This window comes from Motiliproteus sp. SC1-56 (assembly GCF_017309075.1).
In the GTDB taxonomy this organism is placed as follows: domain Bacteria; phylum Pseudomonadota; class Gammaproteobacteria; order Pseudomonadales; family Balneatricaceae; genus Motiliproteus.
This window is the reverse complement of sequence record NZ_JAEMGS010000007.1, coordinates 109,874-124,033: the sequence shown is the minus strand read 5'-3', so window position 1 is coordinate 124,033 and position 14,160 is coordinate 109,874. Positions and strand designations below refer to the sequence as shown.

Sequence of the window (14,160 nt, the reverse complement as noted above, 5' to 3'; positions counted from 1 at the left end):
TATCCCCCTGGGTTTCACTCGTTCCCGGCCGCCGATAGAATAATCGGCTTTTCGCCTCAACGTCATCACCCGCTCGCGAGGAGCCGCCATGAAACTGTCCGCCTTCGGCACCAAGTTCACCTCCCACTCGGGCATCCTCAGCCTGATGGACGACCTGGGCAACGCCCTGGCCGGAGACCGGGACATGATCATGATGGGCGGCGGCAACCCGGGCCATATTCCGGCGGTGCAGGAGCTCTTCCGCCAGCGCATGGAACGCATTCTCGACAACCCCAGGGAGTTCCAGCACCTGATCGGCGTCTACGACCCGCCCCAGGGCGAAGTGACCTTTGTCGAGAACCTGGCCCGGCTGCTGCGCCGCGAGCTGGGCTGGGACATTGGCCCCGAGAACATTGCCCTGACCAACGGCAGCCAGGCCGGCTTTTTCATGCTCTTCAACATGTTTGCCGGCGCCTACGACGACGGCAGCTTCAAGCGCATCCAGCTGCCCATGGCCCCGGAGTACATCGGCTATGCCGATGCCGGGCTGTCGCGGGATTTCTTCAGCGCCGGCCACCCGCGCATCGACATCCTGGACGAGCACCTGTTCAAGTACCGGGTCGACTTCAGCGAGTTTGAAATCACCGAGCAGACCGGGGCTATCTGCGTCTCCCGACCCACCAACCCCACCGGCAACGTGATCACCGACGAGGAGCTTGCCCAGCTGGACAGCCTGGCCCGGCAACACGAGATCCCGCTGATTATCGACAGCGCCTACGGAACCCCCTTCCCCAACCTGGTTTTCACCGAAGCGACCCCGCTCTGGAACGACAACTGCATCGTCTGCATGAGCCTCTCCAAGCTGGGGCTGCCCTCGGTTCGCACCGGCATCGTGGTGGCCCGCGAGGAGATCATTCAGGCCCTGTCCGGCATTAACGCCATCATCAACCTCTCCACCGGCAGCTTCGGCGCGGTGCTGGCCCAGGACCTGGTTCGCAACGGCGAAATCCTCAAGGTCAGCAACGACCTGGTGCGTCCCTACTACCAGCGCCGGGCCCAAGAGGCGGTCGGCTGGCTGCGGGAGGCAATGGGGCCCGATACCCCCTACTATATCCACAAGCCCGAGGGGGCCATGTTCCTCTGGCTCTGGTTCAAGGACCTGCCCATCTCCAGCCTGGAGCTTTACGAACGGCTCAAGCAACGGGGGGTGCTGGTGGTTTCGGGGCACTACTTCTTCCCCGGTATCGGCGACGAGTGGCAGCACAAGCAGGAGTGCATTCGCGTCACCTACAGCCAGGATCCGGCCAGCGTGCGCCGGGGGATCGAGATCATCGCCGAGGAGGTGCAGCGCGCTTACCGGGAGCACCCCTGAACCCGCCCGCCGTCACAAGGACCTGACCCATGACCCTGCTGATCATCTACATTCTGATCGCGCTCGGCTTCTCGTTTCTCTGCTCGGTGGCCGAGGCGGTGCTGCTCAGCGTCACCCCGGCCCACGTAGCCCTGCTGGAGGAAGAGGGGCGACCCTCGGGGCCCCTGCTGGCCCGCCTCAAGGCGGACATCAACCGGCCCCTGGCGGCGATCCTCACCCTCAACACCATCGCCCACACCATCGGCGCCGCCGGGGCCGGCGCCCAGGGGGCGGCGGTCTTCGGCAACGCCTACGTGGGGGTGATATCAGCGGTGCTGACCCTGCTGATTCTGATCTTCTCCGAAATCATTCCCAAGACCCTGGGCGCGGTCTACTGGCGGCAACTGGCCCCCGCGACGGCGCATACCCTGCGGGTACTGATCGCCCTGCTGCTGCCCTTCGTCAAACTCTCCGAATGGCTGACCCGGGGGATTGCCACCGAGCACACCCTCAACGGTTTCAGCCGTGAAGAGTTCGCCGCCATGGCCCGGCTCAGCGCCCACGAGGGGGAGCTGGGGCTGCAGGAATCGGCCATGCTGCAGAACCTGCTGCTGATGCACCGCACCCAGGTGCGCGACGCCATGACCCCGCGCCCCGTGGTCTTTTCCCTGCCCAGCCGCCTCAAGGTGGAAGGGTTCTTCCTGGAGCAGGGAAACATGCCCTTTTCCCGCATTCCGCTTTACGGCGAGCAGAAAGACCAGATTGTCGGTTTTGTGCTCAAGTCCGACCTGCTGCTGGCCCAGGCCCGGGGAGAGCGCGACAACCACCTGAGCCAGTACAAGCGGGAACTGCACGCCCTGCCCGAGACCCTCTCCCTGGCCCAGGCCTTCGAGGAGTTCATGCGTAAGCGCGCCCACATCATGCTGGTCGTGGACGAGTACGGCGCCATGGAGGGCATCCTGACCCTGGAGGACTTGCTGGAAACCCTGCTGGGGCTGGAGATCGTCGATGAGCAGGACAGGACCACCGACATGCAGCGCCTGGCCCGCATGCTCTGGAAACGCCGCGCCAAGGCCATGGGCATCGATATTCGCACCTCGTCAGGCCCCGGCGCATGACCCGCAGCGACCGCCTGAGTGAGCGCTGGCTTCGCGCCCTGCCCCCGGGACGCCTGGTCTGGATCGGCCTGCGCCCGGCCCGCCGCGCCCCGGTGAAAGTGCTGGAAAATGCCCGGGCCCTGGCCGGCCAGGGGCTGGAGGGGGACCGGCGCTGCCAGGGCCGGGCAGGCTCTGCTCGCCAGGTCACCCTGATCCAGGCCGAGCACCTGCCGGTCATCGCGGCCCTTTTGGGCAAGCCCGAAGTACGCCCCGAGTGGCTGCGCCGCAACCTGGTGGTGGCCGGGATCAACCTGCAGGGGTTGCGCCACCGCCGCTTTCGCATCGGCGATGCGCTGTTCGAGGGCACGGCCAACTGCCCGCCCTGCTCACGCATGGAAGAGGCGTTAGGCCCCGGGGGCTTTGCCGCCATGCTCGGTCATGGCGGGATCTGCGCCCGCATTCTGGAGTCCGGCGCCTTTCAGCTGGACGACCCGGTGCTCCCCCTCGACGACTGAGCCGCCAGCTCCGCCCGCAACGCCCCCAGCTCGGCCCGCAGCGCGCGCATCTCGGCGTGCATATCGGCCTCGATATGGTCCCGCGCATCGTCCACCGCGTTCACCGTGGTTTGCGTCTCCGACTCGGTGAAACTCTGCATGGCATTCACGATGATGGCGATGAAGAGGTTCAACATGGTGAAGGTCGCCACCAGGATGAAGGGCACGAAGAAGGCCCAGGCGTAGGGGTAGGTCTCCATCACCGGCCGCGCGATCCCCATGGACCAGCTCTCCAGGGTCATGATCTGGAACAGGGTGTAAAGAGAAGCGCCGAGGGTACCGAACCACTCCGGGAACGCCGCCCCGAACAGGTTGGTGGCGATCACCGCGAACACGTAGTAGATCAGCAGCAGCACCAGGGCGATGGAGGCCAGCCCCGGGATCGAGGCCAGCAGCGCGCCCACCACCCGTCGCATGGACGGCACGATGGTGAGAATGCGCAGCACCCGCAGTACCCGCAGGGCCCGCAGCACCGAGAACTGGCCCGTGGCCGGCACCAGGGCGATGCTCACCACGGCAAAGTCAAACAGGCTCCAGGGATCGCGGAAGAACGCGAGGCGGTAGGCGTAGATGCGCACCGCGATCTCCACCACGAACACCCCCAGAATCAGGCGGTCGAGCAGTCGGATCAGTTCCCCCTGGGCGGCCATGACGGTGGCGGAGGTTTCCAGCCCCAGGGTGACGGCATTGATCAGAATCAGGGCGAGAATCGCCCGGTGGGTCACCGGATGCGCAACCAGCCGCTGGCAGTACCCGCGCGGCCCGCCACCCGTGACATGCTCTGTGTTCGACATTCAACCAACCCCCTTGAAAGACACCAGGGATAAGATGGCGTCAAACAGCCGGAATGCAACCACCCGCGGTTTCAGGAATGCTACCGGAGCCTTAAGCGATAAACGCCCCGATCCTGGCGTCTTCCTGGGCGATATGGGTGGTCAGCCACTCCTTGAGGAAGATCAGCACTTCAATGGTGAGCACCGGCTCGCCCTCCATGAACTCCTCCATCATGTCCTCCACCTTTTCAATCAGCGTGTCATGCTGGGCCTTGTGCTCGGCGAGCCCCGGGTAGCCGACCCGCTCCATCAGCGCTTCCTCGTCGCGAAAATGACGCTGGGTGTAGTCGATCAGCTCGTTGAGCGTGCCCTCGATCAGCTCCTGGCTGTCGCCGGCATCCATCGAGCGGTGCAGGCGGAAGAGGATGGAAAACAGGTGTTTGTGCTGGGCATCGACAAACTCATCGCCGATGGAAAAAGACTGACACCAGGCAAACAAGTTGGTATTCGCGTCCATTACAGTCGTACTCCTTGAGGTTGTGATCACCTCCTGTGCTTTAAAGAGGGCCCCACGCCCGCTCCCGGCCTCCCTGCCGAATGCGGTGAGCTTAGGTCTTAAACCATATTTTAAGAATGGCCTTTAACGACAAACGCCGGCTTTCTTGATGCAGCGCAATAGCCACACGCCAGCGGACACCACGAAAATGATAAATCTTTTATTTTCATGCGGTTGCAATAAGGCCAGACGACCACCGCCTGCCCATGGAGGAGGTCGCGACGGGGCGCGCCAGTCCCTGCGCAATGGCGTTGAGCACCGCCCACTTCTTCGCGCACCAGCCAGGCGAGAGCAGGATGCGCGGATCGGCGGTGCCGGTAAGCCGGTGGTGCACCAGCGCTGGCGGGCTGCGCTGCAGGATCGCCACGGCGGCCTCCACGTAGGCGTCGAAGGGAACCCCCTCGTACAGCCCCTGTTTCCACTGCCGGGCCAGTTGGGTGCCCTTGACGATATGCAGCGGGTGCAGCTTGAGCCCTTGGGTCGCGGTCGAGGCGGCCCCCAGCTCCCGCACCCGCTCAAAGCTGGTCACGCTGTCCCAGGCGACTTCTCCGGGCAGGCCGACGATGAGGTGGGTGCAGACCTGCAGCCCGCGGACCCGCGCCCGCAGGATGGCGTCTTGGTACTCGGCCCAGCCGTGGCCCCGGTTGACCCGGGCCAGGGTGGCGTCATTGGCCGACTGCAGCCCCAGCTCCAGCCAGACTTCAAAGCCCTGCTGCTGATACGCCGCCAGCAGATCGAGCACCGGGTCCGGCACGCAGTCGGGGCGGGTGCCCACGGAGAGGCCGATAACATCCGGCTCGGCCAGGGCCGCGTCATAGAGTCCCTTGAGGTAGGCGATATCGGCGTAGGTGTTGGTGTAGGCCTGAAAGTAGGCCAGGTAGCGCCGGGCACCGGTGCGCTTTTGAATCACGCGCCTGCCGGCCTCGATCTGCTGGGCGATGGACGGCGGCTGCTTGGCGTTGGGGCTGAAGGAGACGTTGTTGCAGAAGGTGCAGCCGCCGATCCCCTTGCTACCGTCCCGGTTGGGGCAGGTGAAGCTGGCGTTGAGCGCCAGCTTGTGCACCCGCTGGCCGTACTTCGCCTGCATGTGGCGGCCGAAGGTGTTGACCCGATTCGCAAGCTGCATGGTCAGACCTTTTTATACAACTGGCTGCCAGTCTCTTTAAACTCCTCCGCCTTGGCCGCCATGCCCTTGTCGGCTTCCAGGTTGATGGCGGCAATCTGGCTGTCGTCCAGCTCGCGCACCTCCTGGCTGATCTTCATGGAGCAGAACTTGGGCCCGCACATGGAGCAAAAATGCGCCACCTTGGCCGATTCCTTGGGCAGGGTCTCGTCGTGGTAGGCACGGGCGGTATCGGGGTCGAGGCCGATATTGAACTGGTCCTCCCAGCGGAACTCGAACCGCGCCTTGGACATGGCGTTGTCACGAATTTGCGCGCCGGGGTGCCCCTTGGCGAGATCCGCCGCATGGGCGGCGAGCTTGTAAGTAATGATGCCGGTTTTGACATCATCCTTGTTGGGCAGTCCCAGGTGCTCCTTGGGGGTCACGTAGCAGAGCATGGCGCAGCCGTACCAGCCGATCATCGCCGCACCGATGCCGGAGGTGATGTGGTCGTACCCCGGGGCGATGTCGGTGGTCAGCGGTCCCAGGGTGTAGAAGGGCGCCTCGTGACACTCCTTCAACTGCTTGTCCATGTTCTCCTTGATCATGTGCATGGGCACGTGACCGGGCCCCTCGATCATCACCTGCACGTCGTGCTGCCAGGCGATCTGGGTCAGCTCGCCGAGGGTTTCCAGCTCGGCGAACTGGGCTTCGTCGTTGGCGTCGTAGACGGAGCCCGGACGCAGGCCGTCGCCGAGGGAGAAGGCCACGTCGTAGGCCTTGCAGATCTCGCAGATCTCCTCGAAATGGGTGTAGAGGAAGTTCTCCTTGTGGTGGGCCAGGCACCACTTGGCCAGGATCGAGCCGCCGCGGGAGACGATGCCGGTCATGCGCTTGGCGGTCAGGGGCACGTAGCGCAGCAAGACCCCGGCGTGGATGGTGAAGTAGTCCACCCCTTGTTCCGCCTGCTCGATCAGGGTGTCGCGGAACACCTCCCAGGTGAGATCCTCGGCCACCCCGTTGACCTTCTCCAGGGCCTGGTAGATGGGCACGGTGCCGATCGGCACGTGACTGTTGCGAATGATCCACTCGCGGGTCTCGTGAATGTTCTTGCCGGTGGAGAGGTCCATGATGGTGTCCGAGCCCCAGCGGGTGCCCCAGGTCATCTTGGCCACCTCCTCCTCGATGGAGGAGCCCAGCGCCGAGTTGCCGATGTTGCCGTTGATCTTCACCAGGAAGTTGCGGCCGATGATCATCGGCTCCAGCTCCGGGTGGTTGATGTTGCAGGGAATGATCGCCCGTCCGGCGGCCACCTCGCTGCGCACGAACTCGGGGGTGATCTCCCGCGGGATATTGGCGCCGAAGCTCTGCCCGGGGTGCTGCTCGTTGAGCTGGGGATTATTGCGCGCTTCCACCAGCTTCATGTTCTCGCGGATGGCGATGAACTCCATCTCCGGGGTGATGATGCCCCGGCGGGCGTAGTGGAGCTGGGTGACGTTCCCCGCCCGGCCGTCGTTTGCAGGGATTGCCCGGCGCGGCTTGCGCCTGAGGTCAAAGCGCAGGCCGTCGAGCTCGGCCAGGGCTTCGCGCGCACGGCCATACTCGCTGGTCAGTTCGTTCAGCTGCTCGGTATCTTCCCGCTCCAGAATCCAGCGCTCGCGCATCGGCGCCAGCCCGCGGCGGACATCGATATCGACCTCGGGGTCGGAGTAGGGGCCGGAGGTGTCGTAGACCCGGAGCGGCTCGTTCGGTTCGCCGCCAAAGGCGGTGGGGGTGTCGGCCAGGCTGATCTCGCGCATGGGCACGCGGATATCCGGGCGCGAGCCTTCAATGTAGACCTTGCGGCTGCCCGGAAAGGGCTGCACGGAGGCAGCATCAACCTGGGCGGACTCTCGAAGGTTCTTGTTTTCCTGGGTATTCATCAGACATCTCCCGGCGCTCACGCCATTGCCGACAGGCCCTGCCTGCGGGTGAAAACGGTTCACGGATGTCTTGACGGAGAGGGAGTTCGGGCGGGAACGGACAGCTGCCAGAAATCTTGTTTCCTACGCCGGTATTAACCGGATCAGGTTCGCGGGTTGGCTAATCGCCTCTCATCCCGTGTTAGCGGGAACCCCGACAAGACAGCCCCACTATAGCAGAGCCGCCCGCCCCCCTGGCAAGGGGCGGGATGGAAACGCGCGCGATCAGAAGCCGAACTGCTGCAGCACCTCGGGGCGGGACAGCTCACGGCGGGCGATATCCTGGTACGCCTCGGCCTCGCCCCGGGTGATGTAACCGTCCTCCAGCGCCATCCCCACGAACACCCGCAGGGGTTCGCTGAGTCGGGCGCTGCGCAGCATGAAAAAGATCTCGCTCCCGGATGCCTCGCGCAGGCTCTCCAGCTCCTCGGCGCTGATGTTGCGACCGCCGCGACGGTCCAGGTAGTCGATCACCTCGGCGCCGGCGCCACGCTCCTTCAACGACTGGCGCAGCTCCAGCACCTGGTTGAGCTTAACCCTCTCGTAGGGATCCATGCTGGAGAGCAGCAGCAGGATCAGGACCGGCAGCGCCAGCAGTCCGACATACCAGATGATTTTCAGGCGACGCTCGTTTCGCTCGACGGATGTTTTCATGGAATTCCTCTTCAATCACCGAACGTTAGGTGGATAGCGGCAAAGCTACCTCAAGCCATGAAAGATGAATATATTTTACGCTCAAAAAACGCGGCCTCCATGACCCACTCCAATCGGCAAGACCAAAAAAAGCCGGCGGCTGCCGGCTTTTTTCAGGGTGCGGTGCGTCGAATCAGTTCTTGGACTTGTCGACGATCTTGTTGGCCGCAATCCAGGGCATCATCTCCCGCAGTTTCTCACCGGTCTGCTCGATCGGGTGCGCCGCGTTGTTACGACGACGGGCGGTCATGCTGGGGTAGTTGGCCTGCCCCTCGCTGATGAACATCTTGGCGTACTCACCGCTCTGAATGCGCTTGAGGGCATTGCGCATGGCTTCGCGGGACTGCTCGTTGATCACCTCGGGGCCGGTCACGTACTCACCGTACTCGGCATTGTTGGAGATGGAGTAGTTCATGTTGGCGATGCCGCCCTCGTACATCAGGTCGACGATCAGCTTGAGCTCGTGCAGACACTCGAAGTAAGCCATCTCGGGGGCGTAACCGGCCTCGGTCAGGGTCTCGAAGCCCATCTTGACCAGTTCAACCGCGCCACCGCAGAGGACTGCCTGCTCACCGAAGAGGTCGGTTTCGGTCTCGTCCTTGAAGGTGGTCTCGATGATGCCGGAGCGGCCGCCACCGACGCCCATGGCGTAGGAGAGCGCGACGTTCTTGGCGTTGCCGGAAACGTCCTGGTGAATAGCGATCAGGTCGGGAATGCCGCCGCCGTTGACGAACTCGTTACGCACGGTGTGGCCGGGGGCCTTGGGGGCGACCATGATCACGTCCAGGTCCTTACGGGGCTCCACCTGGTTGTAAAGGATGGAGAAGCCGTGGGCGAAGGCCAGGGTCGCGCCCTGCTTGATGTTGGGCTCGATCTCTTCCTTGTACAGCTTGCCCTGGAACTCGTCGGGGGTCAGGATCATCACCACGTCGGCGGCCGCAACCGCTTCGGCTACCGGCTTGACGGTGAGACCGTGGGCCTCGGCCTTGGCCACGGAGGCGGAACCTGCGCGTAGGCCAACGGTGACGTCAACACCGGAATCCTTCAGGTTGCAGGCGTGGGCGTGGCCCTGGGAGCCGTAACCGATGATGGCTACTTTTTTGCCCTGGATGATGGAGAGGTCACAATCCTTATCGTAATAAACTTGCATCTTATTATCCTGACTGGGTGATCGGTAAAGGCACGGCGCAACCGCGCAATGACGTCACCTTATGCTATCTTTTGCGTTGCGTAAAATGATATATACGCAACATTACATTGCAGAAAAAGAAACATCACGAGCAAGAGCGCGCAAGATAGCCCCATGGATACCCGCCCCCTGAAACAGTTTCTGCAGCTGGCCGAAAGCCGCCACTTCGGCCGCGCCGCCCAGGCCTGCCACATCAGCCCCTCGACCCTGAGCCGGGCCATCAAGCAGCTGGAGGACGAGCTGGGGGTGCTGCTGGTGGAGCGGGATAACCGTAGCGTGGCGCTGACCCGGGCGGGGCTGCGCTTTCAGGCCTACGCCCGCGAAGCCCTCGACCACTGGGAGCTGCTGCGCAACGAACTGCAGGCCGACGCCGGCGAATTGCAGGGGGAGCTCAGCCTCTACTGCTCGGTCACCGCCAGCTACAGTTTCCTGTACGAGATTCTCAGCCGCCTGCGGGCCGAGCACCCGCGCATTGAGATCAAGCTGCACACCGGCGATCCGGAGCTGGCCCTGCCCCGGGTCCAGGCCGGGGACGAGGATGTCTCCATCGCCGCCCGCCCCGAACAGATGCCCCAGGGGCTGGCGTTCAAGCGCATCGCCACCTCTCCGTTGCTGTTTATTGCACCGCGCCAGCAGCAAAGGGAAGCGGCGCCGTTCGAAGCCGATCTGGCGGCGGAGCGCTGGGACGCCGTCCCCATGATCCTGTCCGAGGAAGGGCTGGCCCGGCGCCGGGTCGACCGCTGGTTCCGGGACCGGGGCCTGCGCCCACGGATCTACGCCCAGGTGGCGGGCAACGAAGCCATCGTCAGCATGGTCAGCCTGGGGTTCGGCGTGGGCGTGGTGCCCAAGATCGTGCTCGACAACAGCCCCCTGGCGGAACGGGTGCGGGAACTGCCGGTGCGCCCCCAGCTCAAGGCCTACGAGGTGGGCCTGTTCGCCCAGGAGAAGAAGCTGAAAAGCCCTTTGCTGTCAGCCCTCTGGTCACAGCTGCCGGGCTGAGCCGGGAAACTTTACCCGGCCGGCGGAGTCAACAGCGGTTCCAGCAGGGGCCAGACGTTGTCCAGCAGCAGGGGCTGCGCCTCGGCGGTAGGGTGAATGCCGTCGTCCTGCATCAGCGGCGGCCGGGTCGCGACACCTTCAAGAAAAAACGGTTGCAGGGGCAGTCCATGGCGTTTGGCAATTCGCCCGTAGAGGTCGTAAAAGCCCTCGGCGTAGCGCGGGCCGTAGTTGGGGGGAATGCGCATCCCCAGCAGCACAACGCCCGCGCCGGCGGCGCGGGCATGCTCGACCAGGGCCTCCAGGTTGGACTCGATCAGGTTGAGCGGCGTGCCGCGCAGGCCGTCGTTGCCGCCCAGCTCCAGGATCAGCCACTCGGGCTGGTGGCGCTCGAGCAACCCGGGCAGGCGGGTCAGACCGCCGGAGGTGGTTTCGCCGCTGATACTGGCGTTGATCACCTCCACCGGCACCCCTTCGGCGTCAAGGCGCGCCTGCAGCAGGCTGACCCAGCCCGCCTCGCGTTCCATACCGTAGGCGGCGCTGATACTATCGCCCAACACCAGCAGCTCGTTGGCGGTTGCACGCAACGGCAGCAGTAGAAACAGAAACAGGAAACATGCCAGACGCATCGATACAGGCTCCTTCAGGTTCTCAGGCCATCCTCAGGGTACGGGAGCTGGCCAAGCGGGTCCCGACCCAGCGGGGTGAATTGACTATTCTCAACGGCCTCTCCCTGGTGGTCAACCCGGGGGAGAGCCTGGCGATTCTGGGCGCCTCGGGGTGCGGCAAATCCACCCTGCTGGGACTGCTGGCCGGGCTCGACAGCGCCAGCGCCGGGGAGATCGAGCTCGACGGCCAGCGCATCGACAACCTCGACGAAGACCAACGCGCCCGGGTCCGCCGCGGCGCTGTGGGCTTCGTGTTCCAGAACTTTCAGCTGCTCCCCGCGCTCACCGCGCTGGAGAACGTGATGCTGCCCCTGGAGCTGGCCAATGAGCCCCGTGCCCGGGAAGAAGCCCTGCTGCTGTTGGAGCGGGTCGGCCTGGGCCAGCGCGATGACCACTACCCCCGGCACCTCTCCGGCGGCGAGCAGCAGCGGGTCGCCATCGCCCGGGCCTTTGCCAGCCGCCCGCGGGTGCTGTTCGCCGATGAACCTACCGGCAACCTGGACCCGGCCACCGGCGAACGGGTGATCGAGCTGCTGTTTGAACTCAACGCCGAGCAGGGCACCACCCTGATCCTGGTGACCCACGACAGCCACCTCGCCCGCCGCTGCCAGCGCCGCCTCGAACTGCGCGAAGGCACCCTGAGGCCCTTGACGTGAACGCCCGCCTGGCCCTGCGGCTGCTGCTGCGCGAATGGCGCGGAGGCGAGCTGCGCCTGCTGCTGGTCGCCCTGTGCATTGCGGTGACGGCGAGCTGCGCGGTGGGCTTTTTCACCGACCGGGTGGAACGGGCGCTGCTGCGCCAGGCCACCGAGTTTCTCGGCGCCGACCTGGTGCTGCGAACCGCTCGCCCCTTCCCTGCAGACCTTGCAGCCCAGGCCCGGCAACGGGGGCTGAATTACAGCGAACAGCTGCAGTTTCCCAGCATGCTGATCCACGGCGAGCAGATGCTGCTGGCCAGCATCAAGGCGGTCGATGACCGCTACCCCCTCAAGGGGCAGCCCCGGGTCGCCGCCGGTCCGGGGGAGGCCGGCCAGCCCCGGGCAGGCGGCCCCGCCCCGGGCACGCTCTGGGTGGAGCCGCGGATTCTGCAGAGCCTGGCCCTCGAGGTGGGCGATGAGCTCGAGCTGGGCGCCGCCCGACTACAGGTAGCGGGCGTGCTCACCCACGAGCCGGACCGCGGCGGCGGCCTCTTCAGCCTGCGCCCCCGGGCCCTCATGCACCAGCAGGACCTGGCGGCCACCCAGGTCATCCAGCCCGGCAGCCGCCTGCGCTACCGCTACCTGTTCAGCGGCCCCGACGCGGCGCTGGAGCCCTTTCGCGCCTGGCTCAAGCCGCAACTGGTCAGCAGCCAGCGGCTGCTGGATATCGCCGAGGAAAATCCCTCCCTGGGCGCGACCCTCTCCCGGGCCCGCACCTACCTCAACCTGGCCGGGCTGCTGGCGGTGATCATGGCCGGGGTGGCGGTAGCGATGACCGCCCGCCGCTTCAGCGAACGCCACTTCGACAGCGCCGCCCTGCTGCGCTGCTTCGGCCAGTCACAGCGGCAGATCCTGTTCCTGTTCGCGCTGCAACTGGTGCTGGCCGGCGTGGCGGCGGCCCTGGCCGGGGTCGCTCTGGGGTGGCTGACTCAGTTCGGCCTGGTGCAACTGCTCAGCGGCCTGCTGCCCGCGGCCCTTCCTCCCGCCGGAGTGCAGCCGGGGCTGACCGGCTTCGCCACCGGCCTGCTGGTGCTCGGCGGCTTTGCCCTGCCGCCCCTGCTGCGCCTGAGCCGGGTTTCGCCGTTGCGGGTCCTGCGCCGCGAACTCAGCCCGCTGCCGCCCTCGGCCTGGCTGGTGTATGGCCTGGCCGCCCTGCTTATCCTCGGTTTACTCTGGAGCTACAGCGGCGATCTGCAATTGACCCTGCTGCTGGCCCTGGGCGGTACCGGCGGCGCCCTGCTGCTGGGCTTGGTCGGCTGGGGATTGCTGCGCCTGGCGGCGCGGATACCCGGCCCCCTGGCCTGGCGCATGGCCCTGAAAAACCTGCTGCGCCAGCCCCGGGCCAGCCTCGGCCAACTGCTCGCCTTCGGCCTCACCCTGGCGGCCATGGCGCTGATCCTGGTGGTGCGCAACGACCTGATGAGCAACTGGCAGCAACAGCTGCCGGAGAACGCCCCCAATTACTTCCTGATCAACGTCCAACCCCAGCAGGTGGCACCCCTGCGCGAACACCTGGACGCCCGGGGCATCACCCACAGCGGCCTTTACCCCATGGTGCGCGGGCGTCTCAGTAAGCTCAACGGCGAGGACGCCGACACCCTGCTCTCCCCCCTCTCGCCGGGCCGACGCGCCATCCGGCGCGAGCTCAACCTCACCTTCAGCGATACCCTGGCCCCGGACAACCGCATCCTCGAGGGCCGCTGGTGGCAGCCTCAGGACCGGGGCCAGCCGCTGATCTCCCTGGAGCAGGGACTCGCAGCCGATCTCGGGGTCGGGGTCGGCGACCGCCTCGGTTTTCGCTTTGGCGAACGCGAGCTCGAGGCCCGGATAACCAGCGTGCGCAGCCTGGAGTGGGGCTCGATGCGGCCCAATTTCTACGTCATTTTCCCTCCCGGGGGACTGGCGGACCTGCCGGCCACCTACATCACCAGCTTTTACCTTCCCGCCGAGCGGCAGGCGGAGATCGCCCCCCTGATGCGCGCTTTCCCGACCCTTACCCTGCTGGAGGTGGACCGCCTGCTGGCGAACATTCGCGACATCATCGACCAGGTCGCGCTGGCGGTGGAGTACGTGCTGCTGTTCGTGCTGGCCGCAGGGCTCACGGTACTCTTCGCCGCCCTCGCCGCCACCCTCGACGAGCGCCTGGACAGCGGTGCGCTGATGCGGGCCCTGGGCACCGAGGGGCCGCTGCTGCGGCGCCTGCAGGGGCTGGAGTTTGCCCTGCTCGGGGCACTGGCGGGGCTGCTGGCCACGGTGCTGGTCGAGGGCATCAGCTTCTGGCTCTACCGGCTGCTGGAGCTGCGCTACCAACCCAGCGTTGCACTCTGGCTGGCGCTGCCCCTGGCCGGGGCCCTGCTGGTGGGCGGCGCCGGCCTGCTGGGGACCCGCCGGGTGGTTCGGCAAAGCCCGCTGAAAGTGCTGCGCGAGCACTGATCGACGAACATTTAACTTAGATCAGTTTCGTCCTGTTTTCGCGCAGAACCCGCCCCGCCTGCCATTGTCGAAGCGAAGGCCCATCGGGCACAATCCCCCACTTTTTTACGG

At 65.5% G+C, this 14,160-nt stretch carries 13 protein-coding genes and 1 riboswitch; of the genes, 6 read left to right on the top strand and 7 right to left on the bottom strand.

Annotated features, from left to right (window positions below):
- Positions 1-88: 88 nt before the first annotated feature.
- The 3 genes from JGZ97_RS09545 to JGZ97_RS18390 are packed head-to-tail and all read left to right on the top strand — an operon-like array spanning position 89 to position 2,942.
- Positions 89-1,351 carry a valine--pyruvate transaminase gene (locus JGZ97_RS09545; RefSeq protein ID WP_207062388.1) on the top strand — a complete coding sequence of 421 codons (1,263 nt, stop codon included), beginning with the start codon at positions 89-91 and terminating at the stop codon, positions 1,349-1,351.
- A 29-nt stretch (positions 1,352-1,380) separates the two neighbouring features.
- Positions 1,381-2,448: a CNNM domain-containing protein gene (locus JGZ97_RS09540; RefSeq protein ID WP_207062387.1), complete on the top strand. Its 1,068-nt coding sequence runs from the start codon at positions 1,381-1,383 to the stop codon at positions 2,446-2,448.
- Positions 2,445-2,942, top strand: a complete 498-nt coding sequence (locus JGZ97_RS18390; protein ID WP_207062386.1) for an MOSC domain-containing protein — start codon at positions 2,445-2,447, stop codon at positions 2,940-2,942. The genes JGZ97_RS09540 and JGZ97_RS18390 overlap by 4 nt, the downstream gene beginning before the upstream one ends.
- Here the strand turns inward: JGZ97_RS18390 and JGZ97_RS09530 are convergent.
- The 6 genes from JGZ97_RS09530 to ilvC form a co-directional block, all read right to left on the bottom strand.
- Complete coding sequence (locus JGZ97_RS09530; protein ID WP_207062385.1) at positions 2,906-3,775, bottom strand: ion transporter; 870 nt, start codon at positions 3,773-3,775, stop codon at positions 2,906-2,908. The genes JGZ97_RS18390 and JGZ97_RS09530 overlap by 37 nt on opposite strands.
- 91 nt (positions 3,776-3,866) lie before the next feature.
- The gene (locus JGZ97_RS09525; protein WP_207062384.1) at positions 3,867-4,271 is read right to left on the bottom strand and encodes a bacteriohemerythrin; all 405 of its coding nucleotides are present in this window, start codon (positions 4,269-4,271) and stop codon (positions 3,867-3,869) included.
- A 205-nt stretch (positions 4,272-4,476) separates the two neighbouring features.
- Positions 4,477-5,436, bottom strand: coding sequence for a TIGR01212 family radical SAM protein (locus JGZ97_RS09520; RefSeq protein WP_207062383.1), 960 nt, complete (start codon positions 5,434-5,436; stop codon positions 4,477-4,479).
- A 2-nt stretch (positions 5,437-5,438) separates the two neighbouring features.
- Positions 5,439-7,334, bottom strand: coding sequence for a phosphomethylpyrimidine synthase ThiC (gene thiC / locus JGZ97_RS09515; RefSeq protein WP_207062382.1), 1,896 nt, complete (start codon positions 7,332-7,334; stop codon positions 5,439-5,441).
- 103 nt (positions 7,335-7,437) lie between these two features.
- Positions 7,438-7,540, bottom strand: a riboswitch (TPP riboswitch).
- 58 nt (positions 7,541-7,598) lie between these two features.
- Complete coding sequence (locus tag JGZ97_RS09510) at positions 7,599-8,027, bottom strand: hypothetical protein (protein ID WP_207062381.1); 429 nt, start codon at positions 8,025-8,027, stop codon at positions 7,599-7,601.
- Between the two features lie 172 nt (positions 8,028-8,199).
- On the bottom strand, positions 8,200-9,216 hold the full coding sequence (gene ilvC, locus JGZ97_RS09505) for a ketol-acid reductoisomerase (protein ID WP_207062380.1): 1,017 nt from the start codon (positions 9,214-9,216) through the stop codon (positions 8,200-8,202).
- A 153-nt stretch (positions 9,217-9,369) separates the two neighbouring features.
- Here ilvC and ilvY point away from each other — a divergent pair, with 153 nt between their 5' ends.
- On the top strand, positions 9,370-10,254 hold the full coding sequence (gene ilvY / locus JGZ97_RS09500; RefSeq protein WP_207062379.1) for an HTH-type transcriptional activator IlvY: 885 nt from the start codon (positions 9,370-9,372) through the stop codon (positions 10,252-10,254).
- Positions 10,255-10,265: 11 nt separating this feature from the next.
- Here ilvY and JGZ97_RS09495 read toward each other — a convergent pair whose 3' ends face one another.
- Positions 10,266-10,880 carry an arylesterase gene (locus tag JGZ97_RS09495; protein ID WP_207062378.1) on the bottom strand — a complete coding sequence of 205 codons (615 nt, stop codon included), beginning with the start codon at positions 10,878-10,880 and terminating at the stop codon, positions 10,266-10,268.
- On the opposite strand from JGZ97_RS09495, the gene JGZ97_RS09490 reads away from it, so the two are divergent.
- The gene (locus tag JGZ97_RS09490) at positions 10,868-11,575 is read left to right on the top strand and encodes an ABC transporter ATP-binding protein (RefSeq protein ID WP_207062377.1); all 708 of its coding nucleotides are present in this window, start codon (positions 10,868-10,870) and stop codon (positions 11,573-11,575) included. The two genes, JGZ97_RS09495 and JGZ97_RS09490, sit on opposite strands and share 13 nt — an antisense overlap.
- Positions 11,572-14,049 (top strand): ABC transporter permease, encoded by a 2,478-nt coding sequence (locus JGZ97_RS09485; RefSeq protein WP_207062376.1) that lies wholly within the window; start codon positions 11,572-11,574, stop codon positions 14,047-14,049. The genes JGZ97_RS09490 and JGZ97_RS09485 overlap by 4 nt, the downstream gene beginning before the upstream one ends.
- Positions 14,050-14,160 lie beyond the last annotated feature (111 nt).

Excerpts from the sequence above, each read along its gene's own strand:
- JGZ97_RS18390 (WP_207062386.1), top strand. The coding sequence starts at position 2,445 with ATGACCCGCAGCGACCGCCTGAGTGAGCGCTGGCTTCGCGCCCTGCCC.
- JGZ97_RS09540 (WP_207062387.1), top strand. The coding sequence starts at position 1,381 with ATGACCCTGCTGATCATCTACATTCTGATCGCGCTCGGCTTCTCGTTT.
- ilvY (WP_207062379.1), top strand. The coding sequence starts at position 9,370 with ATGGATACCCGCCCCCTGAAACAGTTTCTGCAGCTGGCCGAAAGCCGC.
- JGZ97_RS09495 (WP_207062378.1), bottom strand. The coding sequence starts at position 10,880 with ATGCGTCTGGCATGTTTCCTGTTTCTGTTTCTACTGCTGCCGTTGCGT.
- JGZ97_RS09545 (WP_207062388.1), top strand. The coding sequence starts at position 89 with ATGAAACTGTCCGCCTTCGGCACCAAGTTCACCTCCCACTCGGGCATC.
- JGZ97_RS09525 (WP_207062384.1), bottom strand. The coding sequence starts at position 4,271 with ATGGACGCGAATACCAACTTGTTTGCCTGGTGTCAGTCTTTTTCCATC.
- JGZ97_RS09490 (WP_207062377.1), top strand. The coding sequence starts at position 10,868 with ATGCCAGACGCATCGATACAGGCTCCTTCAGGTTCTCAGGCCATCCTC.
- JGZ97_RS09530 (WP_207062385.1), bottom strand. The coding sequence starts at position 3,775 with ATGTCGAACACAGAGCATGTCACGGGTGGCGGGCCGCGCGGGTACTGC.
- JGZ97_RS09520 (WP_207062383.1), bottom strand. The coding sequence starts at position 5,436 with ATGCAGCTTGCGAATCGGGTCAACACCTTCGGCCGCCACATGCAGGCG.
- JGZ97_RS09510 (WP_207062381.1), bottom strand. The coding sequence starts at position 8,027 with ATGAAAACATCCGTCGAGCGAAACGAGCGTCGCCTGAAAATCATCTGG.
- thiC (WP_207062382.1), bottom strand. The coding sequence starts at position 7,334 with ATGAATACCCAGGAAAACAAGAACCTTCGAGAGTCCGCCCAGGTTGAT.
- ilvC (WP_207062380.1), bottom strand. The coding sequence starts at position 9,216 with ATGCAAGTTTATTACGATAAGGATTGTGACCTCTCCATCATCCAGGGC.